Origin of the sequence: Agrobacterium sp. CNPSo 3708 (genome assembly GCF_028674915.1) — a bacterium.
Taxonomy (GTDB): domain Bacteria; phylum Pseudomonadota; class Alphaproteobacteria; order Rhizobiales; family Rhizobiaceae; genus Agrobacterium; species Agrobacterium cavarae.
Genome location: NZ_JAQZSF010000006.1, coordinates 252873 through 276579, shown reverse-complemented (window position 1 = coordinate 276579; position 23707 = coordinate 252873). Strand labels below are relative to the sequence as shown.

Sequence of the window (23707 nt, the reverse complement as noted above, 5' to 3'; positions counted from 1 at the left end):
AGCCGATATCAGGCTGACAGCTTCGCCATGACTTCTTCGGACACTTCGAAGTTCGAATAGACGTTCTGCACGTCGTCATCGTCTTCGAGGTTGTCGATCAGCTTCATCAGCGACTGCGCCTTTTCCTCATCCACCGGAACGGTGTTCTGCGGACGCCAGACGGCCTTGACGCTGTCGGCTTCGCCGAGCGTGGCTTCAAGCGCCTTGGAGACTTCGTTGATGTCTTCGAAGCCGCAGATGATCGTGTGGCCGTCTTCGCTGCTTTCCACGTCTTCGGCACCGGCTTCGATCGCCGCTTCCATCACCTTGTCCGCGTCGCCAACCGACGCCTTGTAGGTGATTTCGCCAACGCGGTCGAAGGAGAAGGAAACCGAACCGGTTTCGCCAAGCGCGCCGCCGGCCTTGGTGAAGATCGAGCGGATGTTGGATGCCGTGCGGTTGCGGTTGTCCGTCAGCGCTTCGACGATGACCGCCGTGCCGCCTGGGCCGTAGCCCTCATAGCGGACGGAATCGTAGTTTTCCGCATCCGCGCCGGACGCCTTCTTGATGGCGCGGTCGATATTGTCCTTCGGCATGGACTGCGCCTTGGCGTTCTGCACGGCCAGGCGAAGAGCAGCATTCATGGTCGGGTCCGGAAGACCGGACTTGGCTGCAACGGTGATTTCACGCGCAAGCTTGGAGAACATCTTCGAACGGATCGAATCCTGTTTCCCCTTGCGATGCATGATGTTCTTGAACTGTGAATGGCCAGCCATGGCACCCCTGATCGGATCGTTTGTTTGGATTGTGGGCCTTATAAGTGCGATGGCGCGGCTGTTCAAGCCCGTAACCCCCTTCTTCTCGCATCCACATGACAGCGCTGCAAGGAACAGAAATCCTCTCCCGCCGTTGTGATCACAGGCGGCGCGATCATGACCGGATCGCTGCCGAAAGGAACAGGAACCGCAAGGAGATCACTGAATGGTAAGTCTGACTGAAGCACGCGAACAACCCGCCCGTCAGCTTTGGGACGAGATCAATTCCGTCCATGCAGGCATGCTGGGTCTGGAAGGTCTCCGCAACCACATGCAGCCCATGGCACCGCATGCCGATCCGAAGACCAACACCATCTGGTTCTTCTCCAAGAAGGATACCGACCTTGTTCAGTCGCTGAAGTCCGGTTCGCGTGCCCACTTCTGCGTTATCGGAAAGGATCATGATTACCACGCCTGCCTGTCCGGCAAGCTCGAAGTGCGCGACGACAAGACCAAGCTTGACGAGTACTGGAACTCCGTCACCGCAGCCTGGTATGAGCACGGCAAGAGCGACCCGCAGCTCGTCATGCTGGCTCTTCACGTGGACGATGCCGATATCTGGGCGTCCACCGACAGCACGCTGAAATTCGGCTGGGAAATCGCCAAGGCCAATATGTCCGATGAAAAGATGCCGGATGTCGGTGTTCGCCAGCACCTGACCTTCGCGTAATCCTGATCTAAACTTGTCTGGAAAAACGCCGTGCATCCTAGGGACGCGCGGCGTTTTTGCTTTAACGTATGACGTTTGCGCCAATGCGGCTACATGCCCTGCGGCACGAGGATCTGCGGCTGCTTGGGAAGATTGCGCATCGAGACGCGGATCACCGGATCGCTGGCATAGGCAATCTTGAACTGTGGGCCGAAGGCGACGAGGAACCGCTCCAGCGCGCTCGGCTGGTGCATGGGCAGGATAAGCGCTGAGCGCAGCCGCTTGACGATCCGGCTCATGCTGTCGGCACCCATCGTCAACCCACCATCGACTGGCACCATCAGCACATCCAGCCTGCCGATCTCAGCATATTGGGTTTCCGTCAGCTCGTAATGCAGGTGCCCGAGATGGCCGATACAAAGGCCCGCCACCTCGAAAATGAAGATCGAATTGCCGTCCTTCGTCAGAAGACCGCCACCACCCCAGCGGTTGCGGATATCCGAGGTGACGTTGCGGATATAGACGTCGCCCACCTCCAGCTTGTGCACGGCCTTGTCACCCGGCACATCGCTCCAGCCATGCAGCACATGTTTGATCTCAGGCTCTGGCGAGAGGGTGTAGTGGGTGGTGTGCGCATTGTTCATCGTCGCCACGGTCGGCATGACCGGTGGGCGATAGACGCCATTATAATCGGTGGCAATTACCACCCCTTCCGGCGACTCGATGGTGTAGGTCGAATGCCCGATGTACTGGATCTTCACTTCCTCGCGGTCGCTTAACTGGGCCTTCTTGACATCGGTCGGGTTGAAGCTCGCGAAAGTGACGCGGGGGAGCGCCTGCGCAATCGCCTGGCACTGGCTGACGGGCGGTCGATCGGGAGGCTCCTGCGCCGCGACAGAAGCGGCGCTGAACAGCATGGCGATCAATGCAGGCATGAACATGCGAGGCATGGCACCACTCCCCGGAAAGGCGAATGGACGAAAAGATGCGGCAAGGATGGGGGTTCGTCTAGGTGTAAGCGGTGGGGGGCGCTCACATTGTTGTCATCCGGCGTTGGTGGATGGGGCTTTACGCCCTCTGCCCTGCCGGGCATCTCCCCCTCAAGGGTGGAGATCGACTCGTGGCGAACGCTCGAACTTCTTCAACGTTGATGATGAAATGGGGAGCCTCCCTCTGGCCAATCTCCACCCTTGGGGGGGAGATGCCCGGCAGGGCAGAGGGGGGTGACCCACAACCCCCAAATCCGCCCAAAAACCATCAATTCCAAAACGCCGGCACAGTCTCCGCCAGTCTCGGTCCGATCCGCAAAGGCGCGATCTTCTCAGCCAACCCGGTGCTATCGGAAATCTCGACCCCAACACCACACAGTGTCGCAGGACCACTGGCCGCCTCGAAGCGACCCTTCGGCATTTTCGAAATGAACCGGTTGATCGGCTCTTCCTTTTCCATGCCAAGCGAGGAATCGTAGTCGCCGCACATGCCGGCATCCGACATATAGGCGGTTCCGCCGTTCAGGATCTGGGCGTCAGCGGTCGGCACATGCGTGTGCGTTCCGACGACGAAGCTGGCGCGGCCGTCGACGAAATGGCCGAAGCATTGCTTCTCGCTCGTCGCCTCCGCGTGAAAATCGAAGATGATCGCGTCCGCCTGCTCCTTCAGCGGGCAGGCCGCCAGAATGCTCTCCGCCGAGCTGAAGGGATCATCCAACTCGGGATGCATGAAGACGCGGCCCATGATGTTGGCAACCAGCACACGCGCACCATTGCGGGCATAGAACAGGCCGGAGCCCTTGCCGGGCGTGCCCTTCGGGTAATTGGCGGGGCGCAGGAATTGGTCGTGGCGCTCGCAGAAGGAAACCGCCTCCTTCTGGTCCCAGACATGGTTGCCGGTGGTGACGACATCCGCGCCGGCATTGATCGTTTCCAGATAAATGTCTTCGGTAATCCCGAAGCCGCCAGCGGCGTTCTCGCCATTGACGATGACGAAATCCAGTTTCAGGTCGGAGATCAGCCCCGGCAATTTTTCCCAGACGGCCGTGCGTCCGGTCTTGCCCACCATATCTCCGAGAAAAAGTAGTCTCATGCCCCTGTCCTGCCAGAAAAATGCCGCAAGCCGCTTTCGGTCAAAATCGCGTCCAGCGCAACGTCATGCGCTTCAGCCGGCACTGATGGCACTTCCTGGCAATCGAATGCAATGCCTATCAACAGTGGTTCCAGTCCTTTTGCATGCAGGCGGGCAATGGCGCGGTCATAATGCCCGGCACCATAGCCGATGCGCTGGCCGTGGCCATCGAAGGCGGAAAGCGGCACCAGCAGAATATGCGGATCGAGGACCGCAGCGCTTTCATCCGGCCCGCTCGTGCCAAAGCCCGTCTTCACCAGTTCGGCGTTGCGAGCGAAGGCGCGAAAGACGATGGTCTCGCGGTCGAGCATCACCGGCAGGCAAAGCGTGGCGCCCTTGTCGCGCAAGGCTTCCATCAGCGGTCGGATGTCGGCTTCGGAGCGGATCGGCATGAAGCCGGAAACAATGGTACCGGGGCTAAAGGAGAGAGCCTGCGCACCCAACTGCGCCATCGCCATACTTTTTGTTTGGCGGTCTTCAACGGAAAGAGCGTCCCGCAGGGCGAGACGCTCGAGACGCAATTGCGCTTTTGTCAGAGAACCGGCTTCGTTCATCACGCAGCCCGGCTGACCAGGACCTTGTCGATGCGGTGGCCGTCAAGATCGATGACCTCGAAGCGCCAGCCGTTGCGCGTGATGTGCTCGCCCAGTTCCGGCAGGCGGCGGAATTCGTCCAGCACCAGACCGGCGACGGTTTCGAATTCGGCATCCTCGTCAATCTGGAAGCCCATGCGATCGGCAAACTCATCGGCCGCCATCCAGCCGGCAACCAGGAAGCTGCCATCCTCGCGCTCCACCATCGCAGGCTCTTCGCCGTCGTCCTCCTGGAAGGCACCGGTGATGGCCTCCAGAATGTCGCCGGAGCTGATGATGCCTTCGAAGTGGCCATATTCGTCATAGACGAGAACCATATGCACCGTGGAACGGCGCAGAGATTGGATGACGTCAACGGCGCTGGTGAGGTCGGAAACGACCGGCACTTCACGCAGCAACTCGCGAATGTTGAGTTCCTTGCCAGACGCCAGCGCATCGAAGGCATCCTTGGCGAAGAGAACGCCGAGAATTTCATCCGAGGCACCGTTGCGCACCGGAAGGCGCGAACGCTGAGTGGCACGAAGCTGCTCGCGGATTTCCTCAGCCGTATCCTCGATGTCAACGACTTCCACGTCGCGACGCGGCGTCATCAGGCCGCGGGCATTGCGGTCGGCCAGGCGCATGACGCTGGTGATCATCGCCGATTCCTCGGTTTCGATCACGCCGGCGCTGTGCGCCTCGGCCAGAACCGTGCGGATTTCGTCGTCTGTGACAGAGGCGTTTGATTCACCGCTATGACCGAGGAGGGCAAGCACGATCCTGCCCGACTTGTCGAGAAGCCAGACGACGGGCGCGCCGATCTTCGACAGGAACACCATGGCAGGCGCGACGCGGGCCGCGACCTTTTCAGCGTCGCGTAGCGCGATCTGCTTCGGCACGAGTTCGCCGACGATCAGCGAGAGATAGGTAATGGCAACAACCACGACGCCGACGCCAAGCGCATCGGCGGCACGGTCCGGCACGCCCTGTTCAGCGAGCCAAAGCGTGAAGCGGGCACCAAGTGTGGCGCCGGAAAAGGCACCGGAGAGAACGCCGACCAGCGTAATGCCGATCTGCACGGTGGACAAAAACCGTCCGGGATTTTCAGAAAGATTGAGCGCCATCGTGGCGCCCTTGCTGCCTTGAGCGGCCAGCACTTTAAGTCTCGCCGGTCTGGAAGAGACGACAGCAAGCTCGGACATGGCGAGCACCCCGTTCAATACGGTGAGCAGGACCACGATCATAATTTCAGTAAACAAGTTTAGCTCTTTGGGCTGTTGAACGGCACGTCGCGGTTGCAACCGCATTCGCCTTGAGGACAGGCTGAACGGACATACCAATCCGAATAATAAAGATTTGTTCCACCAATGCAATGACAACATAGCGCCATTGCAAAGCTTTCATCGTAAAGCGGATAAAATAATCGTGGGCGTCACGTTCACGCAGAAGGACGCGATTTGAAACCGAAGGTTTGTTGCCACGCCAGAAATGAGCACGTCAGCATAAGCCAAAAATGATAAAGTGCGTCCGCGACGACCGATGGATGTTTACGATCCTGGGTGCCTACAAACGTAGGTGGGCACCGTGTGTCCAGCCCCACGAGGCTGGCCAGGGACAGCTCCCTTTGGATCGAGTATGGCCCCAGGGATTGTGGTTCCTGTCGAGAAGCGCAGAACGCACGCTCTATATATGATGGATCGGTCCGTTTCGAAAGAGGCTATCGAAGACAATCTTGATGGCAGGCTTACGCTCGCAAGCTCAATTGACCGAAGGCTTCGGTCTCTCCACCAGTTTCTCGGTAATGCCGTTCAACCGCACGGCGAGATCGGAGATGGCGAGCACGATCTGCTCGTCGGCCTTCGCCTTGCTTTCAGCCATGCCGTCGCGGTTCTGCTGCAAGGACGCGACCTGGTTTTCCAGCGCTTCGATCTTGCGCGACAGCTCGGACATCTCGTCGGTGATCATGATGCCAGCCATGACGGTCAGCCTCAGATCGCCGATCTCGCCGAACTGGCTCTTCAGATGGCCGACATAGCGGTCGAAACGCGCTGCGAGATCGGTCAGGTGGTCTTCCTGCCCTGCTTCGCAGGCCATGCGATAGGCCTTGCCGTCGATCATCACGGTGACTTGAGCCATGCGGGCCTCCTCTTATCTGTCCAGTACGGCGCGGATGGTTTCCATGGCGGTCACCAGGCGGCGCGAGACCTCGCGGTTCACCTCTTCCAGGCGATTGGCGCGGAACTGCGACTGGTCGAGCTCCTGAGCAAGACGGGCACGATCCACGTGCACGCGCTTGACCTCACCCTCCACCTCGGCACTTTCCCGCTGGCGCTCCAGGCGCATATCAAGGGCGTTTTCAAGGCTGGTGATTGCGGAGCTGAGCTCCGACAGCGCGACTTGTATTGTTTTTTCCGCCGTCATCGTTTCTTCCAAACCGCATAAGCGGCAAGCCCGAATCGTTGCCGCCCTATGTCACTCAAGGCATTGATACGATATTACCCGTTTTGCGCCCGCGTCAATCAAACCAATACATTCAAGCACTTTGGGCTGTGGATGAATGCAAAGTCGCAAACATGGGCTTCAGCATCCCTGCCTGATTATGGCCACAGCGCGGCGCGAAGCTTGCGCGAGATCGAATGTGGCCATGGGCGGCGCGCGAATCTTTTGATGCGAAACGATTTTTGTGACCGATCGAACCGCAACATCAGGCTGGATTTATTGACAGAGCCGCCCTACCTGCTATGGATCAACCCGCTTTTTGGATAGTTAGAACGACTATCTCCTTTCACCCGGAACAAACGGAAAAGCCATGATTTCTCGCGACAAACACGACCGGATGGCCAATGCAATCCGATTTCTTGCCATGGATGCTGTGGAGAAGGCCAATTCCGGCCACCCCGGCCTGCCGATGGGAGCAGCGGATGTCGCCACCGTTCTCTTTACCCGCTACCTGAAATTCGATCCCAAGGCGCCGCACTGGCCCGACCGCGACCGTTTCGTGCTGTCCGCCGGCCACGGTTCCATGCTGCTCTACTCGTGCCTGTATCTGACCGGCTACGAAGACATGACGATCGACGAGATCAAGCGCTTCCGTCAGCTTGGCTCCAAGACCGCCGGCCACCCGGAGTATGGTCATGCCACCGGCATCGAAACCACCACCGGTCCTCTCGGCCAGGGCATTGCCAATGCTGTCGGCATGGCGATTGCCGAGCGCAAGCTGGAAGAAGAATTCGGCTCCGACCTGCAGAGCCATTATACTTATGTTCTGTGCGGCGACGGCTGCCTGATGGAAGGCATCAGCCATGAGGCGATCGCGCTTGCCGGCCATCTGCGCCTGAACAAGCTCGTGCTCTTCTGGGACAACAACAACATCACGATCGACGGCGCAGTCGGCCTGTCCGACTCCACCGATCAGATCGAACGCTTCAAGGCGGTTCACTGGCACACGATCGAGATCGACGGCCACGATCCGGAAGCGATTGCCGCTGCCATCGAAGAAGCCCACAAGTCGGATCGCCCGACCTTCATTGCAGCCAAGACCACCATCGGCTTCGGCGCCCCGAACAAGGCTGGCACCCACAAGGTGCACGGCTCGCCGCTCGGTGCAGAAGAAATCGCTGCAACCCGCAAGCATCTCAACTGGGAAGCCGAACCCTTCGTCATTCCTGAAGACGTGCTCGACGCATGGCGTCTGGCAGGCCTGCGTTCCACCAAGACACGCCAGGAGTGGGAAGCCCGCCTGGAAGCGGTCGAGGCTGGAAAGAAGGCCGAGTTCAAGCGCCGTTTCGCCGGCGATCTGCCCGGAAACTTCGACAGCTCCATCGACGCCTTCAAGAAGAAGGTTGCGGCCAACAACCCGACGGTTGCCACCCGCAAGGCATCCGAAGATACACTCGAAGTCATCAACGGCGTCGTGCCGGAAATGCTCGGCGGCTCCGCCGACCTGACACCGTCCAACAACACCAAGACCAGCCAGATGGTGTCGATCACGCCGACCGACTTCTCCGGTCGCTACATGCATTACGGCATCCGCGAACACGGCATGGCCGCGGCCATGAACGGCATTTCGCTGCATGGCGGTCTGATCCCCTACTCCGGCGGCTTCCTGATCTTCTCGGACTATTGCCGTCCGTCGATCCGCCTTGCCGCATTGATGGGCATCCGCGTCGTTCACGTCCTGACGCATGACTCGATCGGCGTTGGCGAAGACGGCCCGACCCACCAGCCGGTGGAACAGATCGCGGCACTGCGCGCCATTCCGAACCTTCTGGTCTTCCGCCCGGCAGACGAGACGGAAACGGCAGAAGCCTGGCAGCTTGCCCTGCATGAAAAGCATCGTCCCTCCGCCCTGGCACTCACACGCCAGAACCTGACGCCGGCCCGCAAGGACTATGAGGAGAAGAACCTCGTTGCCTACGGCGCCTATGAACTGGTTTCGGCAAGCGACGCGAAGGTCTCGATCTTCGCCTCCGGCTCGGAAGTCGAGCTTGCGCTGAAGGCCGCCGCCACGCTGAAGGACAAGGGCATTTCCGCCCGCGTCGTGTCCGTGCCCTGCTTCGAACTCTTCAAGGAGCAGCCGGAAACCTATCGTCAGGCGATCATCGGCGACGCGCCGGTCAAGATCGCCGTCGAAGCGGCCATTCGCCAGGGCTGGGATTACTTCATCGGCAATGACGGCGCTTTCGTCGGCATGCAGTCCTTCGGTGCTTCTGCACCGGCCAAGGACCTCTTCCCGCACTTCGGCATCACCGCGGAAGCGGTTGTCGCCGCAGCCGAAGAAAAGCTCGGCTGATCCCATTGGCCGAAGATCAGGGCGTCTTGCACGTCATGATCTTCGGTCGTCGACCGCCGCAAGCGGTGGAGCGCGCCCCACGCCTTCGCCACTTCGCGCCCAAGCTATTCCATTCAGACGTAAATTATTGATCGGGAGACTGTAAATGACTGTAAAAGTAGCCATTAACGGCTTCGGCCGCATCGGCCGTAACGTCCTTCGCGCCATCGTCGAATCCGGCCGGACCGACATCGAAGTCGTCGCCATCAACGATCTTGGCCCTGTCGAGACCAATGCACACCTGCTGCGTTACGACTCCATTCACGGCAAGTTCCCGGCCGAGGTGAAGGTCGAAGGCGACACGATCACCGTTGGCGGCGGCAAGCCGATCAAGGTCACCGCCGTGCGCGACCCCGCAACGCTGCCGCATGGCGAACTGGGCGTCGATATCGCGCTGGAATGCACCGGCATCTTCACCGCCCGTGACAAGGCTGCCGCTCACCTCACCGCTGGCGCAAAGCGCGTCATCGTTTCGGCTCCGGCCGACGGTGCCGACCTGACGGTTGTTTTCGGCGTGAACCACGACCAGCTGACGAAGGATCACCTCGTCATCTCCAACGCCTCCTGCACCACCAACTGCCTAGTGCCGGTTGTCAAGGTTCTCGATGACCTGATCGGCATCGACCATGGCTTCATGACGACGATCCACTCCTACACGGGCGACCAGCCGACGCTGGACACCATGCACAAGGATCTTTACCGCGCCCGCGCTGCAGCGCTGTCGATGATCCCGACCTCGACCGGTGCTGCCAAGGCCGTCGGTCTTGTCATGCCGCACCTCAAGGGCCGCCTCGACGGTACCTCGATCCGCGTTCCCACACCAAACGTCTCGGTCGTCGATTTCAAGTTCGTCGCCAAGAAGGCAACCTCGGTCGAAGAAATCAACGAAGCCATCAAGGCTGCGTCGAACGGCGCGCTGAAGGGCGTTCTCGGCTACACCGACGAGCCGCTGGTTTCGCGTGACTTCAACCACGACAGCCACTCCTCGATCTTCGCCACCGACCAGACCAAGGTCATGGAAGGCAACTTCGTGCGCGTGCTTTCCTGGTACGACAACGAGTGGGGCTTCTCCAACCGCATGTCCGACACGGCCGTGGCTTTTGCCAAGACCATCTGATCTGACGGTCAGTGACAATCCAACGAACCGGTGGGAGCAATCCCGCCGGTTTTTTTATGGGTCCGTCGCCGGCGCTGGCGCTCCCGCCTTGCTCTGGTCCATTTTCAACCTGAACAATCACTGACAAGATTCGGTAGTCGCAGACGGGAGGCTGTGCGCCAGCTTCAAAGCATCGCTTGCAAAGGTTAGGGCATTGGAATCATTTTATCTCTTGCTGCTGGTCGCCAACGTCCTTGTTCTTGCAGCCGCCTTTTCCAGCCTGATCGCCTACCGCTTTGGCGCGCCCCTGCTGCTTCTCTTCCTGATGATCGGCCTTGCCGCTGGCAAGGATGGTCTCGGCATCGAATTCACCAACAGTGCGCTGGCCTATATGCTCGGATCGCTGGTGCTGGCGGTCATCCTCTTCGATTCCGGTTTCAGCACGCCATTACAGACCTTCCGGCTCTCGTCCCGGCCCGCCCTCACACTTGCCACAGTCGGTGTCGTCCTGACGGCGGTGTTCTTCGCGGGCGCTGCTGCGCTGCTGCTCGGTTTCTCCTGGCTGGAAGGCCTGCTGCTCGGCTCCATCGTCGCCTCCACCGATGCGGCAGCCGTGTTCTTCCTGCTGCGCATCGGCGGCATCCATATTCGTGACCAAGTGCGCTCCACGCTGGAAGTGGAGTCCGGCACCAACGATCCGATGGCGATTTTTCTGACCATCGCACTGGTGGAAGTCGTTGGTCGCGGCAAGGGGTTGGCGGGTTTCGACAGCGGCTTCCTGCTGATGTTCCTCGAAGAAATGGGACTTGGCCTGATCTTCGGCGTGCTCGGCGGCTTGATGATCGTCAAGGTCGTCAACCGCTTCACCATGGATCGCGGGCTCGCACCCATCCTCGTTCTGGCGCTCGCGCTCCTCGTCTTCTCCTTCACCGGCGCGCTGAACGGCAGTGGCTTCCTCGCCGTCTATGTCGCGGGCATCGTTTCCGGCAACCGCAAGATTTTCGCCAAGGGCGCCATCCGCCGTTTTCATGAGGGCATGACATGGCTGGCGCAGATCATCATGTTCCTGATGCTCGGCCTGCTGGCGACACCCTCGCAGTTTCCGGCCATCATCATCCCCGCCATCCTGCTTGCGCTTTTCCTCATCTTCGTTGCAAGGCCGCTTGCGGTGTGGCTGAGCCTCATGCCCTTCAACTACACCCAGCAGGAAACGAGCTTCGTTGCATGGGTCGGTCTGCGTGGCGCCGTCTCCATTCTGCTCGCCATCCTGCCCGCACTTGGTGGGCTCAACAATGCCGAGATCTACTTCAACGCTGCCTTCATCATCGTGCTCGTCTCGCTTCTCCTGCAGGGCTGGACGATTAAGCCTGTCGCAACCCGTCTTGGCCTCGTGGTACCACCGCGCATGGGCGAGGTGGACAAGCTGGAAGTGGATCTGCCCGGCACGGCAACCCACGAGCTGATCTCCTACCGCGTGGCCAAGGGCAGCGCGATCCTGCAGGGCGAACGCATTCCCCGCTGGGCCATGCCGTCTCTGGTCGTGCGCGACGGCACATCGATCCGCTATCAATATGCCGGCAGGCTTCGAGAGAACGATCTCGTCTATCTCTTCGTCATCCCCAGCAATGCAAGGCTGCTCGACCGCCTCTTTGCCAGCGCCAAGCCGGTGACCGCCGATGACGAGGACATTTTCGGCACCTTTGCCATCTCGCCGCAACGCCCGGCGACGGAACTGGATGCATCCTACGGGCCGGGGCTGATCACGCCCCAGGAGCAGTCGCTCACCGTTGGCGAACTGATCGAATCCCGCCTTGGCGGAAAAGCCGAATATGCCGATCGCATCCGTCTCGGCTCGCTGATCCTGATCGTCCGCGATCTTGATGAAAACCACGCGATTTCCAGCATCGGCATTTCGCTTGAACCGGTCGAACCGGCGACCACGCTACCGATCTTCATCAGCCTGAAAGACATCATCCACCGTGCCCGCGAGCACCGCAAGGAAAGGCGCCGCGCCCGCCTGAACGCGAAGTGAAAACCCGTCATGGCATCGTGACGAAAACGCCTTGCGTCGTCGGTCAGGCATAGTATGGTCGCGCCCGAAGACATTGTTTCAAACACGTTTTACAGGATTGATCTATGCCCGCCTTCAAGACCCTTGACGACCTCACCGACATTTCCGGAAAGCGCGTTCTCGTTCGCGTCGATCTCAATGTGCCGGTTGCTGACGGCAAGGTGACGGACAAGACCCGCCTGGAACGCGTGGCACCCACAATCCTGGAACTCTCGGACAAGGGCGCCAAGGTCATTCTGCTCGCCCATTTCGGTCGCCCGAAGGGTGAGCCGGTTGCCGACATGTCGCTGTCGCTGATCGCGCCTGCGCTTGAAGAGGTTCTCGACCACGCCGTCCGCGTCGCCACCGATTGCATCGGCCCGGCTGCTGCGGACGCCATCGCCAAGATGAATGACGGGGATATCCTGCTTCTGGAAAACACCCGCTTCCACAAGGGCGAGGAAAAGAACGATCCGGCCTTCGTCACCGAGCTTGCCAAGAACGGCGATGTCTACGTCAACGATGCCTTCTCCGCCGCCCACCGCGCCCATGCCTCCACCGAGGGTCTTGCCCGCCATCTGCCGGCCTATGCCGGCCGCACCATGCAGGCGGAGCTGGAAGCGCTGGAAAAGGGTCTCGGCGCCCCTGCCCGGCCGGTCGTTGCCATTGTCGGCGGCGCCAAGGTCTCCACCAAGATCGATCTCCTGATGAACCTCGTCAAGAAGGTCGACGCACTCGTCATCGGCGGCGGCATGGCCAACACCTTCCTCGCCGCCCGCGGCACGCAGGTCGGCAAGTCGCTCTGCGAGCATGATCTGGCCGAAACCGCAAAGCAGATCATGATCGAGGCCGCAACGGCTGGCTGCGCCATCGTGCTGCCGGATGACGGCGTCGTTGCCCGCGAGTTCAAGGCCAATGCCGCCAACGAGATTGTCGATATCAACGCCATCCCCGAAGACGCCATGGTGCTCGATGTCGGTCCCAAATCGGTCGAAGCCATCAAGGGCTGGATTTCGCGCGCCGAAACGCTGGTCTGGAACGGCCCGCTCGGCGCCTTCGAAATCGAACCCTTCGACACCGCAACGGTCGCTGCCGCCCGCCACGCCGCCGAATGCACCAAGTCCGGCAAGCTCGTCTCCGTCGCCGGCGGCGGTGATACGGTCGCAGCACTCAACCATGCGGGCGTTGCCGACGACTTCACCTATATCTCGACAGCCGGCGGCGCCTTCCTCGAATGGATGGAAGGCAAGGTCCTGCCCGGCGTCGCTATTCTGCAGGAACAGAAGTAACGCGCTTCTACCAAGAGGCGCCTGAGTGAAACGATTGACCGACGCCATAACCGGCGTCGGTTTTTTTATTGCTTCAGCACCCACCTCAGTCTTCGGAACCAAACGGCGCATCAAGCGTCTTCTTTTTCGCCGATTTCACACGTCGTAGACAGCCTTAAAAAACGTTGACACATCAAAACCTTTTCAAACGATTCAAGGCGTTAGCCTGCCATCTTTCTGCCTCTGTCTGGTATCTGAGTATGATTATGTATTGGGAGAACCGCAAATGACCGAACGTCTTCAAGATATTGCACAAAAAATGATGTCGAACGGCAAGGGACTGCTGGCGGCGGATGAGTCCACCGGCACGATCAAGAAGCGCTTCGATACGATCGGTCTGGAATCGACCGAAACCAGCCGCCGTGATTATCGCGAAATGCTGTTCCGCACCGACGAGGCGATGACGAAGTGCATCTCCGGCGTCATTCTCTACGAGGAAACGCTCCTCCAGAAGGCCGCCGATGGCACGCCTTTCGTCGAGATCATCAAGGCCGCCGGCGCCGTTCCCGGCATCAAGGTGGACAAGGGCGCCAAGCCGCAGACCTTCTTCCCCGGCGAGACGGTGACCGAGGGCCTTGATGGCCTGGCGGATCGCCTGAAGACCTATTACGAGGCCGGTGCACGCTTTGCCAAATGGCGCGGCGTCATCGCGATCGGTGATGGGCTTCCGACATGGGGATCGATCAAGGCGAATGCCCAGGCGCTTGCCCGCTATGCAGCCCTTTGCCAGCAGGCCGGTATCGTGCCGATCGTCGAGCCGGAAGTGTTGATGGACGGCAAGCCTGGGACCCACAGCATCGACCGTTGCGCCGAGGTGACTGAATGGGTGCTGCGCACTGTTTTCACCGAGCTTTATGATGCCCGCGTCGATCTGGAAGGCATGATCCTGAAACCCAACATGGTCATCGACGGCAAGAATGCCCGCAAGGCAAGCGTTGAAGAGGTCGCCGAAAAGACCGTCAAGGTGCTGAAGGCCACCGTGCCATCCACTGTGCCCGGTATCGCCTTCCTCTCCGGCGGCCAGTCATCGGAAGAGGCCACAGCCCACCTCTCGGCCATCAATGCCGGCTATGACCTGCCCTGGTCGGTCACCTTCTCCTATGGCCGCGCATTGCAGGAAGCATCACTCCATGCCTGGGGCGGCAAGCAGGAAAATGTCGCAGCCGGCCAGCGCGCCTTCCGCCACCGCGCCGAGATGAATTCTCTGGCAGCGCGCGGCAACTGGAAGCAGGAGCTTGAGAAGGCGGCGTGACGTCGCCTCGCTATGTAAGCCCTATATAAGACTGTACTGAAAAGCCGCTCCCCTTGAGCGGCTTTTTCTTTTCGCGGCGGCTCGCCGCTCTTCAAATTCACGCTCGCCCGGCGCAGTATGCCGCCATGACAGGCCCGTCACCGTCCCGACAGCAACCCGACAGTCGGGCGGATGGCGTGGTGATCGATGGCGGTTTGCGGAAATGTCGGCCGCGTCGAACCTTGGAGAGAATGATGCTGGTACAGAAACTCAGGCTACAGCGTGGCTGGTCGCAGGAGCAGTTGGCAATCGTCAGTGGCTTGAGCGTGCGCACCATTCAGCGTATCGAGCGCGGCCAATCCGCGAGCCTGGAAACGCTCGCAACGTAAGAGCGTTTCCTTGTTAAATAGAAACAGTTCTGTTGGTTCAAACGGGATCGACTGATTGTCCGGGCGGCGCGTGCCGTAGCCAAAGCATACGGCCAAGCCGTCCGGGCAAGCAGGTGGCCCGTTTCAACCAACCCGAAGGGCCGGGCATCTTTCCGCCAGGCTCAAAGGCGATCGGCTCGACCGTACCCTTGGGTATGCCCTTCGCCAATCGCCTTTGCCCTGACGAAAACCTGCTCCGGCAGAACGTTTCTATTTAACAAGGAAACGCTCTAACATCCGTCTTCGAGATCGACGTGTCGCAACTGACCGTAGAAAAGGAAACGGATATGCAAAGCATTGCTGTCGACTCCAGAGAAGCCGAAGAAGCCCTCGCATTCGAGCGCGTGCGAAAGATCAAGAAGTTCTACCTGCATGTGGCGCAATATGTCTTGGTCATCGCCATGCTGGTCGTCATCAACCTTGTGACCAGCCCGCATTACTTCTGGGCCATCTGGCCAGCCCTCGGCTGGGGTGTCGCCCTTGCGATGAACGGCATGACCACCTTCGACCTCGTGCCCTTCCTCAATGCCGCATGGGAGCGCAAGAAGGTCGAGGACTATCTCGGGCGCAAACTCTGATCATCTAAAGCGCCGTGCGTTTTGTTAAACGCCCAAAGGACGCTTTAGCTTTTTGAAGCTACGCATCGTGCTTTCCGAAAATCGAGAGCGATTTTCGGGCCGATGCTGTAGGCGCTTCCATCATCGATGGGAGCGCCAAAATTCATGGCCGCAGGAGCAGCACCAGCGTCCACAGAACGAAGGCCACCACGGCGATCTTCCAGAAATCGGCACGTCGTCTAAAGCCCGGGAATCCGAGCGGGCGGATGAGCTGGATACCCATGGCCAGAAGTAGCAAAAGGCCGATCGCCTTCGTCATCACGCAACCTTTTGGCTCAATCGGGCAAGCTGTGTGCCACCGTTTCTGCCATCTTCTTCGGGAACCCTTGGCCGCTGCCGCCGGTTCAACTGCAAATGTCTATTTAGGGGCTTGCCGCATCCGTGAGCCAAATGTCAAACTCATTCTACATCGTCACAGGGTGGACATTTTTATGCTCACCATGGCGGCGTCTTATTCGCACCATCTTCCACATGATACCGGCAATAGCATCAGCATGAGAGAGACTTTATGAGCAGAAATATTCTACCCGTATTCGCTCTTCTCACCAGCACCCTCTTCCTCTTCCTTGGCAACGGCCTGCAGGGCCTGCTTCTGCCGGTGCGCGGTTCGGAAGAAGGTTACTCCAACGAAGTGCTCGGTTTTCTCGGCACCTCCTGGGCGGCAGGATTCGTCATCGGCTGTTTTGTAGCACCCGCCATCGTGCGCCGGGCCGGCCATATCCGTGCCTTCGGCAGCTTCGTTGCAGTCATCTGCCTCACCGTTCTCCTGACCGGTCTCTTTATCGACGACGTCTCCTGGGTGGCCCTGCGTGCCCTGACCGGTTTCTGCACCGCCGGAACCTCGATGATCATCGAAAGCTGGCTGAACGAGCGCGCCACCAATGAAAGCCGCGGTGCGATCTTCTCGCTCTATATCGCCATTACGCTCTTCGGCGTGGTGGCCGGACAGCTCGTCATTCCCTTCGGCCATGTGGGCAATACATCGCTCTTCATGGTCTGCGCCATCATCTATTGCGTCGCGATCCTTCCCGCCATGTTGTCAAAAGCGGAGAGCCCGCAACCGCTGAAGAAGGTCAAGCTCGATCTTCGGGCGCTCTACCGCAATTCGCCGGTATCCTTCGTCGGCATCCTGCTGGTCGGCATCGCTAATGGCGCCTATGGTACGCTTGCTGCCGTCTTCGGCGCGCGTGCGGGGCTCGATCCCACCACCATCGCCATCATGGTCAGTTCCACCATCTTCGTCGGCGCGCTCGCGCAGTTTCCGGCCGGCAAGCTGTCCGACCGTATCGACCGTCGTTTCGTGCTGGCAGGCCTCTCGGCGCTCGCCGCCGTCGCGGGCCTTGCGATCGCGATCATCCACCCGACACATGTCTATGTGCTGATCGGAATGATCTGCGTTTATGGTGCCGCCGCCAATGCGCTCTACCCGATCGCGGTCGCACACGCCAACGACTTCGCCTCCTCGGAAGATTTCGTCAAAGTCTCGGGCGGCCTGCTTTTGCTTTACGGCATCGGCACCATCATAGGCCCGACGCTTGGCGGCCCGATCATGACCTCCTTCGGTCCCTACGCGCTGTTTCTGGTAACGGCGGTTTCGCATCTTCTGATTACGGCTTATTCTATCTTCCGCTCGAGGCAGCGCGCCGCGCTCACCACCGCGGAGAAGGATAACTTCTCCACCATGCCGACGGCCCCTGCGCCGCTACTGACACCGGAAAGCGCTTCGCTTGACCCCAGAGCACCGCAATATCCTGAAGAGGAAGCAGATTTGCAGAAGGGAGCAGGAATATGAGTATCTTTGACGAGGATCTTCCGCAAAAGCAGAACACCACGCACATCATTGGCGCCGACCTGACGCTGCTTTCGGTGGATGAGCTGACCGCACGCATCAATATTCTGTCAGCTGAAATCGAACGGCTGGAGGGCGAAAAGGAGAAGAAGTCGGCGGGCCGCAAGGCAGCGGAAAATCTGTTTCGCACCAGATGAGATCAAGAATGCTGAGCAAACGTTACCCCGCGAGACAGTTTTTCGTTTACCATTAACCAAATATTAAGCTTTCTGAGAGATTACTATACATGTTCAGTTCTGCTGAACCTCAGGCAGTTTCTCCTATCGGCGAATTGGTCTGATTTTTCTCCCTGTTTTACCTTGAGAGCCGCTTTTGCGGCTCTTTTTTTATTCTGTTGGAAAACCTGCAAAACTGTGGGTATTAACCTTTCTTTAATAATCAGCTTGCGCATTTGCGGTATTGGTATCATCCTGAAAATACAAAGGCCGGAACAATTCACCCGCTAACTCCGTTGCCTCACCGTATCATGCGTAAGCAGGGATTAAAGAAATGTCGGAACAGGTTTTGAATACCATCAGCTTCGCCGGCCGCGCCGCAGCCTCGAACCAGTTCAAGACTCTCTATGCCGAGGGCATGGGCCTGGTGGAAGAAACGGCAAGCTATCTCGATGGCTCTGGCCGCGCAGCCTCCAAGGTGCTGCCGCGTATGGCCTCGGTGCTCTACGCCGCGGAATCCATGCGCCTCACCACCCGCCTGATGCAGATGGCATCCTGGCTGCTGCTGCAGCGCGCCGTCAACAATGGCGAGATGACCCGCGATCAGGTTCTCAACGAAAAGAACAAGGTCCGCCTCGACAACTTCAACGTCGATCGCAACGCTCCAGGCTGGAACGACCTGCCGGAATCCTTCCGCGATCTCGTCGAGCGTTCGCTTCGCCTGCAGAACCGCGTTGCCCTTCTCGACCGCGAAATCTATCGCCCAGCGGAAGCAAAGGTCCCGGACAACGAAAACAGCGTTCAGGCACAGCTCAACCTGCTGCGCACCGCGTTCAACAGCAACTGATCGCGCTATTCCCGACGCATGATTTTGAAGAAGCAGGCTCCGGCCTGCTTTTTTGTTGTCTGGGATGGACTGTGCCACGAGGCCGGGACGTCAAAGAGCGCTTGAAGAGCAGGCGGTGTCAGCAGAGTGCAGCGCGCCGATCCGTCCTACACGAAGCAAAACCCACGCTCCGCCATCCAGACAACAAAAAACCCCGGATCGCTCCGAGGTTATTTTGCAGTCCATGATCAAACGGATTAGAGGCCGAGGCCGCCGAAACGCTTGTTGAACTTGGAAACGCGACCGCCGCGGTCCATCAGCTGCTGGTTGCCACCAGTCCAGGCCGGATGGGATCTGGGATCGATTTCGAGGTTCATAACTGCGCCCTCGGAACCCCAGGTCGAACGGGTTTCGTATTCGGTACCATCGGTCATGACAACTTTGATCATGTGATAGTCGGGATGGATTTCAGCCTTCATGACAATCTTCCTGCGTAAGTGGGTGCGGACCATTTGCCGCAATTGCGTCAACTGAGCCGATTCAATAAATGAAACCTGAGCCCTTTAGGCCATGGCTTCCCAATTTGATGCGGAGCCTATACATGAAGGGCGCCGAGATAACAAGTGCCTGCCGATCACGGCAAGACACATATCAAGACGCCAAAACGGCGTCGCCGCCGGACCTGTTGATCCTGCGGCACCAAGGAGTAATGCACGTGGCAGACATTGAGGCACACAAGCCCGCAGGGCGCAGGACGCTGAAACCTCTGGCAAGCCTGTTTCCCTACCTCAAGCGCTATCGCGGCCTGGTCGCCGCGGCCCTTTTTGCGCTCGTGCTGTCTTCCGCCACCACGCTTGCGCTACCGCTTGCCGTGCGCCGCATCATCGACCACGGTTTTGAAGCGACCGATGGCGCGATGATCAACAACTATTTTGCCATGCTGCTGGCGATCGCCATCATTCTCGCCCTCGCAAGCGCCATGCGCTATTATTATGTGATGATCATCGGCGAACGCGTCGTGACCGATCTGCGCCGTGATGTCTTCGCCCATCTGACCTCGCTGTCGCAGGCCTTTTTCGATACCAACCATTCCGGCGAACTGACCTCGCGCCTCACCGCCGATACGGTGCAGATCCGCTCCGCCTTCGGATCGTCGGCTTCCGTGGCGCTGCGCAACACGCTGCTCTGTCTCGGCGCCGTGGCAATGATGGTCTATACAAGCCCGAAGCTTGCGGGCCTTGCCCTTCTTGCCATTCCCTTCATCGTCTTTCCATTGATCGCCTTTGGCCGCTCGGTGCGCTCGCGCTCCAGAACCACGCAGGATACGCTTGCCGCTTCGTCTGCCTTCGCCTCCGAGACGATTTCCGCCAGCCGCACCATCCAGTCCTTCAATGCCGAGATGCTGGCAAACAGCCGCTACGATGCCGCCGTGGAGAAGGCCTATCATGGCGCACGCGCGGCGATCAGCGCTCGCGCTATTCTGACCGCAGTCGCCATCAGTCTGGTCTTCGGCAGCGTCGTCGCGATTCTCTGGTATGGCGCGCATAGCGTTCTGACCGGCGCGATCTCAGCCGGTACGCTCAGCCAGTTCGTTCTCTATTCCGTCATTGCCGCAAGCTCTCTCGGCCAGCTCTCGGAAGTCTGGGGCGAGCTGTCGCAGGCAGGAGGCGCGGCCGAACGCCTCTCCGAATTGTTGGAGGAAAAGTCCCCCGTCGAAGAACCGGTCGCGCCCGTTTTGCTGCCCGTTCCGGCGCGCGGCGAGGCAAGCTTCGAGCATGTGGCCTTCCATTATCCGAAGGGTGCAGGCAGACCGATTATTTCCGACCTTTCCTTCCACGTCGCCGCCGGCGAAACAGTGGCGATCGTCGGCCCGTCGGGCGCTGGAAAAAGCACCGTGTTCTCGCTTTTGATGCGCTTCTACGATCCGCAATCCGGCCGCATCACCATCGACGGCACCGATATCCGCTCCGTCACCTTGAAGGAGCTGCGCTCCAGGCTCGCTATCGTGCCCCAGGATGTGGCGATCTTCGCCTCCTCCATCCACGACAACATCGCTTTTGGCAGGCCGGATGCCACGCGTGAGCAGGTCCGGGCTGCAGCGGTCGCCGCGCAGGCCGATGGTTTCATTGCCAGACTGCCGGAAGGTTACGACACCGTAGCCGGCGAACGCGGTGTCACGCTCTCCGGCGGCCAGCGCCAGCGCATCGCCATTGCCCGCGCCATTCTGCGCGATGCCCCGATCCTGCTGCTCGACGAAGCAACCTCAGCGTTGGATGCCGAAAGCGAAACGCTGGTGCAAAAGGCGCTGGACGAGCTGATCGCCAAACGCACCACCATCGTCATTGCCCACCGCCTCGCAACCGTGCTCAAGGCCGACCGCATTCTGGTGATGGATGAAGGCCGCATCATCGAGGAAGGCACGCACCAAAGCCTGATCCGTCAGGGCGGCCTTTACGCCAAGCTGGCACGCCTGCAATTCAACACCGGGCAAGAAGAAGCTGAGCGTCTCGAAGCCTAAACTGTAAGCGGCTATTCAATACGTGCGGAGTGACCAGACTTTAGTCTGTTCATTCTGTTCCACAACACCTTCCGCTTTCATGATTTCTAGAAGGGTACGAGAAATGTGCCCTTCATGCTCCACGTGACCGGTGTAGATTCCAAGAGACCGCCCAAGTTCGGAGTTCTTCAGCCCCCTTTCCCCAGCGGCCTTCAATTGCATAAAGATTGCTGCTTTCAACTGCGCCATCGCAGCTTGCGCGATCGCATAAGCCTCATCGCTTTTCATGCGTCTCTCCTCAAGAACTATCGCTCCGTCAGCTTCAACTCGATACGGCGGTTCTGCGAACGGGCTTCCGGCGTCTCGCCTTCCGCCAAAGGCTGATACTCGCCAAAACCGGCAGCGACCAGACGGTTGGCCGGTACGCCCTTGGAAATCAGGAACTTGACGACGGAGGTGGCACGGGCCGACGATAGCTCCCAGTTGTCACGAAAACGACCGGAGCCCGAAAGTGGCACATTGTCCGTGTGACCATCGACACGCAGCACCCAGTTGATTTCCGGTGGGATTTCCTTGGCAAGATCGATGAGTGCTGCGGCAAGCTTCGCCATCTCCACCTGCCCCTCCGGATTGAGATCTGTGCCGCCGGACGGAAACAGAACCTCCGACTGGAAGACGAAGCGGTCGCCGACGATGCGGATGTTCTCGCGGTCCGAGAGGATTTCGCGCAGGCGTCCGAAGAAGTCGGAGCGATAGCGGTTCAACTCCTGCACACGCTGCGCCAGCGCCACGTTCAGACGACGGCCGAGATCGGCGATCTTCACCTGAGAGGATGTGTCCCTGGCTTCCGAAGCTTGCAGTGCCGCCTCGACGGAAGCGATCTGGGCTCTCAGTGCGGCGATCTGCTGATTCAGCAATTCGATCTGCGTCGAGGCTCTGGCACCGGCTTCGCGCGCATCCTCAAGCTCGCCCGTCAACTGCCCGACACGGGCATTGGCGGCGGAACTGTTGCCCGCACCGGAATCGAGTAGCGCCTGCAGACGCGAGCGTTCGTTTTCAGATTGGGCAAGGGTGGATTGCAGATTGGCAAGCGTGTCTTCGATATCCTGCTTGCTGCCCTTTTCCAGCGCCAGCAATTCGGTCAATTCGGCAATCTGGTTGTTGAGGCGCGTCATGACCTCGTCCTTGCCGGAGATTTCTCGCGAGAGCACGAACTGTGCAAGAACGAAGACGGTGAGCAGAAACATGATCGCCATGAGCAGCGTCGATAGTGCATCGACGAAGCCCGGCCAGTAATCGATACCTCTGTCGCGACGGCGGTTGCGCGCAAGCGCCATGATCACGCGCTCCCGTTATCGTGGGGAGTGGATCGCCTGGCCGCCTTCTGGTCGGCATCCATTCGCGCAGTGAGACGGTCAAGCGTGCGACGGAGCGCCTTGGATTCCTCCTGCTGCGCTTCGATCCAGTCGCGCAGCATTTGCTGCTCGCCGCGCATATTCTTCACCAGTCCCTGAATGCCCTCCGCCAGATTATGCATGGCGGCAAGCGAACGCTCGGTCCCGGCGGCACCGCTCGCCGCAACGGGCTTGCCGTCAACGGAGAGATCGACGCCCGGATCGGTAACGGAAGACAGCCAGTTTTCCAGCTGCGTGTAGAAGCGGTTTTGCGCGCGGCCCGCCTGGAGATCGAGAAAGCCGAGGATCAGCGAGCCGGAAAGACCAAGCAGCGAGGACGAAAACGCCGTGCCCATGCCCGACAGCGGCGCCGTCAGGCCGGATTTCAGCGAGGACAGAATATCGCTGCTGTCGCCCGATGTCGGATCGAGGCCTTGGATGACGTCGCTGATGGCGCCGATCGTGCCGATCAGACCCCAGAAGGTACCGAGCAGACCGAGGAAAACCAGAAGGCCGATGAGATAGCGCGAGGTGTCGCGCGATTCATCGAGACGCGTGGCGATGGAATCGAGAATGGAGCGCTGCGTGACGGTCGAGACCCGCACCTCACCGCGCTTGCCGATCAGCGCTCGCATCGGCGCCAGGAGCTTCGGCGGACGCCCGGCCTTGTCGACGCTTCCGGCCGCCTGGAAATTGTTGAACCAGCGCACTTCGGGGCGCAGGCTCAAAATCTGCATGAACACCAGAACGATGCCGATGGCGAGAACGCCGAGAATGAAGCCGTTCAGTCCAGGATTGGTCATAAAGGCCGATTGCGCCTGCCGGAACAGAATGGCGGCAAGGAAGGACACGATGATGAGAAAGATCATCATCGTCCATAAGAACGGCGTCGGGCTGGACAGCTTGTGATGATATTCTTTCGTCAGCGGTTTCTCGACGCCGACATCGAGCAGTTCCGTATCCGCCATAGGGCCCGTTCCTCTAATGCTGCCATGACCTTGCCCTCAAGACTGGGGCATCAGCATGGTTCGGAGCGGAAGCTAGAGTAAAATTACGACGAATTGAAGTGAAAAGCCTTTTGAGAACAAAGCTTTTTCAAAGAATGAAAGGGAGGCTCAGGTGAGGTTCGGTCGTACCGTACGGGATCGAACACATGGGCGTCGCGATAGACCGGGCAAGTGCCTTGAGCAAGGATTCCTTGACCCACCCTCACTCCTGTACCCGTCACGGGAAGCTTAGCCGTCGCGCGTCAGCGCGACGAGAAAACAT

Annotated in this window: 24 protein-coding genes and 1 other RNA gene; 12 read left to right on the top strand and 13 right to left on the bottom strand. The window is 59.5% G+C overall.

Annotated features, from left to right (window positions below):
• Window positions 1-8: 8 nt before the first annotated feature.
• Window positions 9-755 (bottom strand): YebC/PmpR family DNA-binding transcriptional regulator, encoded by a 747-nt coding sequence (locus PVA19_RS15015; protein WP_062427939.1) that lies wholly within the window; start codon window positions 753-755, stop codon window positions 9-11.
• A gap of 205 nt (window positions 756-960) precedes the next feature.
• Here PVA19_RS15015 and PVA19_RS15010 point away from each other — a divergent pair, with 205 nt between their 5' ends.
• Entirely contained in the window at window positions 961-1464 is a 504-nt protein-coding gene (locus tag PVA19_RS15010) for a pyridoxamine 5'-phosphate oxidase family protein (protein ID WP_274103170.1), read from the top strand.
• An 89-nt stretch (window positions 1465-1553) separates the two neighbouring features.
• Here the strand turns inward: PVA19_RS15010 and PVA19_RS15005 are convergent, their stop codons facing one another.
• The 7 genes from PVA19_RS15005 to PVA19_RS14975 all read right to left on the bottom strand — a co-directional run bounded on the left by PVA19_RS15005 (window position 1554) and on the right by PVA19_RS14975 (window position 6557).
• Entirely contained in the window at window positions 1554-2393 is an 840-nt protein-coding gene (locus PVA19_RS15005) for an MBL fold metallo-hydrolase (protein ID WP_440598524.1), read from the bottom strand.
• Between the two features lie 307 nt (window positions 2394-2700).
• Window positions 2701-3525 carry a TIGR00282 family metallophosphoesterase gene (locus tag PVA19_RS15000; protein WP_062439795.1) on the bottom strand — a complete coding sequence of 275 codons (825 nt, stop codon included), beginning with the start codon at window positions 3523-3525 and terminating at the stop codon, window positions 2701-2703.
• Window positions 3522-4118 (bottom strand): 5-formyltetrahydrofolate cyclo-ligase, encoded by a 597-nt coding sequence (locus PVA19_RS14995; RefSeq protein WP_274103169.1) that lies wholly within the window; start codon window positions 4116-4118, stop codon window positions 3522-3524. The genes PVA19_RS15000 and PVA19_RS14995 overlap by 4 nt, the downstream gene beginning before the upstream one ends.
• Window positions 4118-5380, bottom strand: a complete 1263-nt coding sequence (locus PVA19_RS14990) for a hemolysin family protein (RefSeq protein ID WP_062427934.1) — start codon at window positions 5378-5380, stop codon at window positions 4118-4120. The genes PVA19_RS14995 and PVA19_RS14990 overlap by 1 nt, the downstream gene beginning before the upstream one ends.
• Window positions 5381-5657: 277 nt before the next feature.
• Window positions 5658-5815: non-coding RNA, 6S RNA (ssrS, locus tag PVA19_RS14985), on the bottom strand.
• Window positions 5816-5894: 79 nt separating this feature from the next.
• Window positions 5895-6272, bottom strand: a complete 378-nt coding sequence (locus tag PVA19_RS14980; RefSeq protein WP_274103168.1) for a cell division protein ZapA — start codon at window positions 6270-6272, stop codon at window positions 5895-5897.
• 12 nt (window positions 6273-6284) lie between these two features.
• Window positions 6285-6557, bottom strand: coding sequence for a DUF4164 domain-containing protein (locus tag PVA19_RS14975; RefSeq protein ID WP_062427932.1), 273 nt, complete (start codon window positions 6555-6557; stop codon window positions 6285-6287).
• Window positions 6558-6945: 388 nt separating this feature from the next.
• Between PVA19_RS14975 and tkt the strand changes: the two genes are divergently transcribed.
• The 7 genes from tkt (at window position 6946) to PVA19_RS14940 (ending at window position 15678) form a co-directional block, all read left to right on the top strand.
• Window positions 6946-8928, top strand: a complete 1983-nt coding sequence (gene tkt, locus PVA19_RS14970) for a transketolase (protein ID WP_274103167.1) — start codon at window positions 6946-6948, stop codon at window positions 8926-8928.
• A 145-nt stretch (window positions 8929-9073) separates the two neighbouring features.
• On the top strand, window positions 9074-10084 hold the full coding sequence (gene gap, locus PVA19_RS14965) for a type I glyceraldehyde-3-phosphate dehydrogenase (RefSeq protein ID WP_113271630.1): 1011 nt from the start codon (window positions 9074-9076) through the stop codon (window positions 10082-10084).
• A 193-nt stretch (window positions 10085-10277) separates the two neighbouring features.
• Window positions 10278-12095 carry a potassium/proton antiporter gene (locus PVA19_RS14960; RefSeq protein ID WP_274103166.1) on the top strand — a complete coding sequence of 606 codons (1818 nt, stop codon included), beginning with the start codon at window positions 10278-10280 and terminating at the stop codon, window positions 12093-12095.
• A gap of 104 nt (window positions 12096-12199) precedes the next feature.
• Complete coding sequence (locus PVA19_RS14955; RefSeq protein WP_274103165.1) at window positions 12200-13402, top strand: phosphoglycerate kinase; 1203 nt, start codon at window positions 12200-12202, stop codon at window positions 13400-13402.
• Window positions 13403-13667: 265 nt separating this feature from the next.
• The gene (locus PVA19_RS14950; protein ID WP_274103164.1) at window positions 13668-14693 is read left to right on the top strand and encodes a class I fructose-bisphosphate aldolase; all 1026 of its coding nucleotides are present in this window, start codon (window positions 13668-13670) and stop codon (window positions 14691-14693) included.
• A gap of 233 nt (window positions 14694-14926) precedes the next feature.
• Window positions 14927-15061 (top strand): helix-turn-helix domain-containing protein, encoded by a 135-nt coding sequence (locus PVA19_RS14945; RefSeq protein WP_236769615.1) that lies wholly within the window; start codon window positions 14927-14929, stop codon window positions 15059-15061.
• 326 nt (window positions 15062-15387) lie between these two features.
• Window positions 15388-15678, top strand: a complete 291-nt coding sequence (locus tag PVA19_RS14940; protein ID WP_153311709.1) for a 2TM domain-containing protein — start codon at window positions 15388-15390, stop codon at window positions 15676-15678.
• Between the two features lie 142 nt (window positions 15679-15820).
• Here PVA19_RS14940 and PVA19_RS14935 read toward each other — a convergent pair whose 3' ends face one another.
• Window positions 15821-15976 (bottom strand): hypothetical protein, encoded by a 156-nt coding sequence (locus PVA19_RS14935; protein ID WP_165457088.1) that lies wholly within the window; start codon window positions 15974-15976, stop codon window positions 15821-15823.
• 249 nt (window positions 15977-16225) lie between these two features.
• Here PVA19_RS14935 and PVA19_RS14930 point away from each other — a divergent pair, with 249 nt between their 5' ends.
• The 3 genes from PVA19_RS14930 (at window position 16226) to rcdA (ending at window position 18568) form a co-directional block, all read left to right on the top strand.
• Window positions 16226-17509, top strand: a complete 1284-nt coding sequence (locus PVA19_RS14930) for an MFS transporter (protein WP_062427922.1) — start codon at window positions 16226-16228, stop codon at window positions 17507-17509.
• Window positions 17506-17703 (top strand): DUF1192 domain-containing protein, encoded by a 198-nt coding sequence (locus PVA19_RS14925; RefSeq protein ID WP_062427921.1) that lies wholly within the window; start codon window positions 17506-17508, stop codon window positions 17701-17703. Before PVA19_RS14930 ends, PVA19_RS14925 begins: the two co-directional genes overlap by 4 nt.
• Window positions 17704-18055: 352 nt before the next feature.
• A complete protein-coding gene (gene rcdA, locus PVA19_RS14920; RefSeq protein WP_274103163.1) occupies window positions 18056-18568 on the top strand; it encodes a protease adaptor protein RcdA in 513 nt (170 codons plus the stop codon).
• A gap of 236 nt (window positions 18569-18804) precedes the next feature.
• On the opposite strand, the gene rpmE is transcribed toward rcdA, so the two are convergent.
• Window positions 18805-19026, bottom strand: coding sequence for a 50S ribosomal protein L31 (rpmE, locus tag PVA19_RS14915; RefSeq protein WP_062427919.1), 222 nt, complete (start codon window positions 19024-19026; stop codon window positions 18805-18807).
• A gap of 236 nt (window positions 19027-19262) precedes the next feature.
• Here rpmE and PVA19_RS14910 point away from each other — a divergent pair, with 236 nt between their 5' ends.
• Window positions 19263-21065 carry an ABC transporter transmembrane domain-containing protein gene (locus tag PVA19_RS14910; RefSeq protein ID WP_112953725.1) on the top strand — a complete coding sequence of 601 codons (1803 nt, stop codon included), beginning with the start codon at window positions 19263-19265 and terminating at the stop codon, window positions 21063-21065.
• A 15-nt stretch (window positions 21066-21080) separates the two neighbouring features.
• Here PVA19_RS14910 and PVA19_RS14905 read toward each other — a convergent pair whose 3' ends face one another.
• The 3 genes from PVA19_RS14905 to PVA19_RS14895 are packed head-to-tail and all read right to left on the bottom strand — an operon-like array spanning window position 21081 to window position 23406.
• Window positions 21081-21332, bottom strand: a complete 252-nt coding sequence (locus PVA19_RS14905; protein ID WP_062439769.1) for a hypothetical protein — start codon at window positions 21330-21332, stop codon at window positions 21081-21083.
• A 17-nt stretch (window positions 21333-21349) separates the two neighbouring features.
• The gene (locus tag PVA19_RS14900; RefSeq protein WP_062427918.1) at window positions 21350-22381 is read right to left on the bottom strand and encodes a peptidoglycan -binding protein; all 1032 of its coding nucleotides are present in this window, start codon (window positions 22379-22381) and stop codon (window positions 21350-21352) included.
• A 2-nt stretch (window positions 22382-22383) separates the two neighbouring features.
• Window positions 22384-23406: a flagellar motor protein MotA gene (locus tag PVA19_RS14895; RefSeq protein WP_112521007.1), complete on the bottom strand. Its 1023-nt coding sequence runs from the start codon at window positions 23404-23406 to the stop codon at window positions 22384-22386.
• Window positions 23407-23707 lie beyond the last annotated feature (301 nt).

Bases quoted from the DNA above. Each gene is read 5' to 3' on its own strand.
- PVA19_RS14930 (WP_062427922.1), top strand. From the start codon at position 16,226: ATGAGCAGAAATATTCTACCCGTATTCGCTCTTCTCACCAGCACCCTC.
- PVA19_RS14905 (WP_062439769.1), bottom strand. From the start codon at position 21,332: ATGAAAAGCGATGAGGCTTATGCGATCGCGCAAGCTGCGATGGCGCAG.
- PVA19_RS14955 (WP_274103165.1), top strand. From the start codon at position 12,200: ATGCCCGCCTTCAAGACCCTTGACGACCTCACCGACATTTCCGGAAAG.
- PVA19_RS14895 (WP_112521007.1), bottom strand. From the start codon at position 23,406: ATGGCGGATACGGAACTGCTCGATGTCGGCGTCGAGAAACCGCTGACG.
- PVA19_RS14990 (WP_062427934.1), bottom strand. From the start codon at position 5,380: ATGATCGTGGTCCTGCTCACCGTATTGAACGGGGTGCTCGCCATGTCC.
- PVA19_RS14950 (WP_274103164.1), top strand. From the start codon at position 13,668: ATGACCGAACGTCTTCAAGATATTGCACAAAAAATGATGTCGAACGGC.
- PVA19_RS15005 (WP_440598524.1), bottom strand. From the start codon at position 2,393: ATGCCTCGCATGTTCATGCCTGCATTGATCGCCATGCTGTTCAGCGCC.
- PVA19_RS15010 (WP_274103170.1), top strand. From the start codon at position 961: ATGGTAAGTCTGACTGAAGCACGCGAACAACCCGCCCGTCAGCTTTGG.
- PVA19_RS14945 (WP_236769615.1), top strand. From the start codon at position 14,927: ATGCTGGTACAGAAACTCAGGCTACAGCGTGGCTGGTCGCAGGAGCAG.
- PVA19_RS14995 (WP_274103169.1), bottom strand. From the start codon at position 4,118: ATGAACGAAGCCGGTTCTCTGACAAAAGCGCAATTGCGTCTCGAGCGT.
- PVA19_RS14900 (WP_062427918.1), bottom strand. From the start codon at position 22,381: ATGGCGCTTGCGCGCAACCGCCGTCGCGACAGAGGTATCGATTACTGG.
- gap (WP_113271630.1), top strand. From the start codon at position 9,074: ATGACTGTAAAAGTAGCCATTAACGGCTTCGGCCGCATCGGCCGTAAC.
- PVA19_RS14975 (WP_062427932.1), bottom strand. From the start codon at position 6,557: ATGACGGCGGAAAAAACAATACAAGTCGCGCTGTCGGAGCTCAGCTCC.
- PVA19_RS15015 (WP_062427939.1), bottom strand. From the start codon at position 755: ATGGCTGGCCATTCACAGTTCAAGAACATCATGCATCGCAAGGGGAAA.
- rpmE (WP_062427919.1), bottom strand. From the start codon at position 19,026: ATGAAGGCTGAAATCCATCCCGACTATCACATGATCAAAGTTGTCATG.
- PVA19_RS15000 (WP_062439795.1), bottom strand. From the start codon at position 3,525: ATGAGACTACTTTTTCTCGGAGATATGGTGGGCAAGACCGGACGCACG.
- rcdA (WP_274103163.1), top strand. From the start codon at position 18,056: ATGTCGGAACAGGTTTTGAATACCATCAGCTTCGCCGGCCGCGCCGCA.
- tkt (WP_274103167.1), top strand. From the start codon at position 6,946: ATGATTTCTCGCGACAAACACGACCGGATGGCCAATGCAATCCGATTT.
- PVA19_RS14940 (WP_153311709.1), top strand. From the start codon at position 15,388: ATGCAAAGCATTGCTGTCGACTCCAGAGAAGCCGAAGAAGCCCTCGCA.
- PVA19_RS14980 (WP_274103168.1), bottom strand. From the start codon at position 6,272: ATGGCTCAAGTCACCGTGATGATCGACGGCAAGGCCTATCGCATGGCC.
- PVA19_RS14925 (WP_062427921.1), top strand. From the start codon at position 17,506: ATGAGTATCTTTGACGAGGATCTTCCGCAAAAGCAGAACACCACGCAC.
- PVA19_RS14935 (WP_165457088.1), bottom strand. From the start codon at position 15,976: ATGACGAAGGCGATCGGCCTTTTGCTACTTCTGGCCATGGGTATCCAG.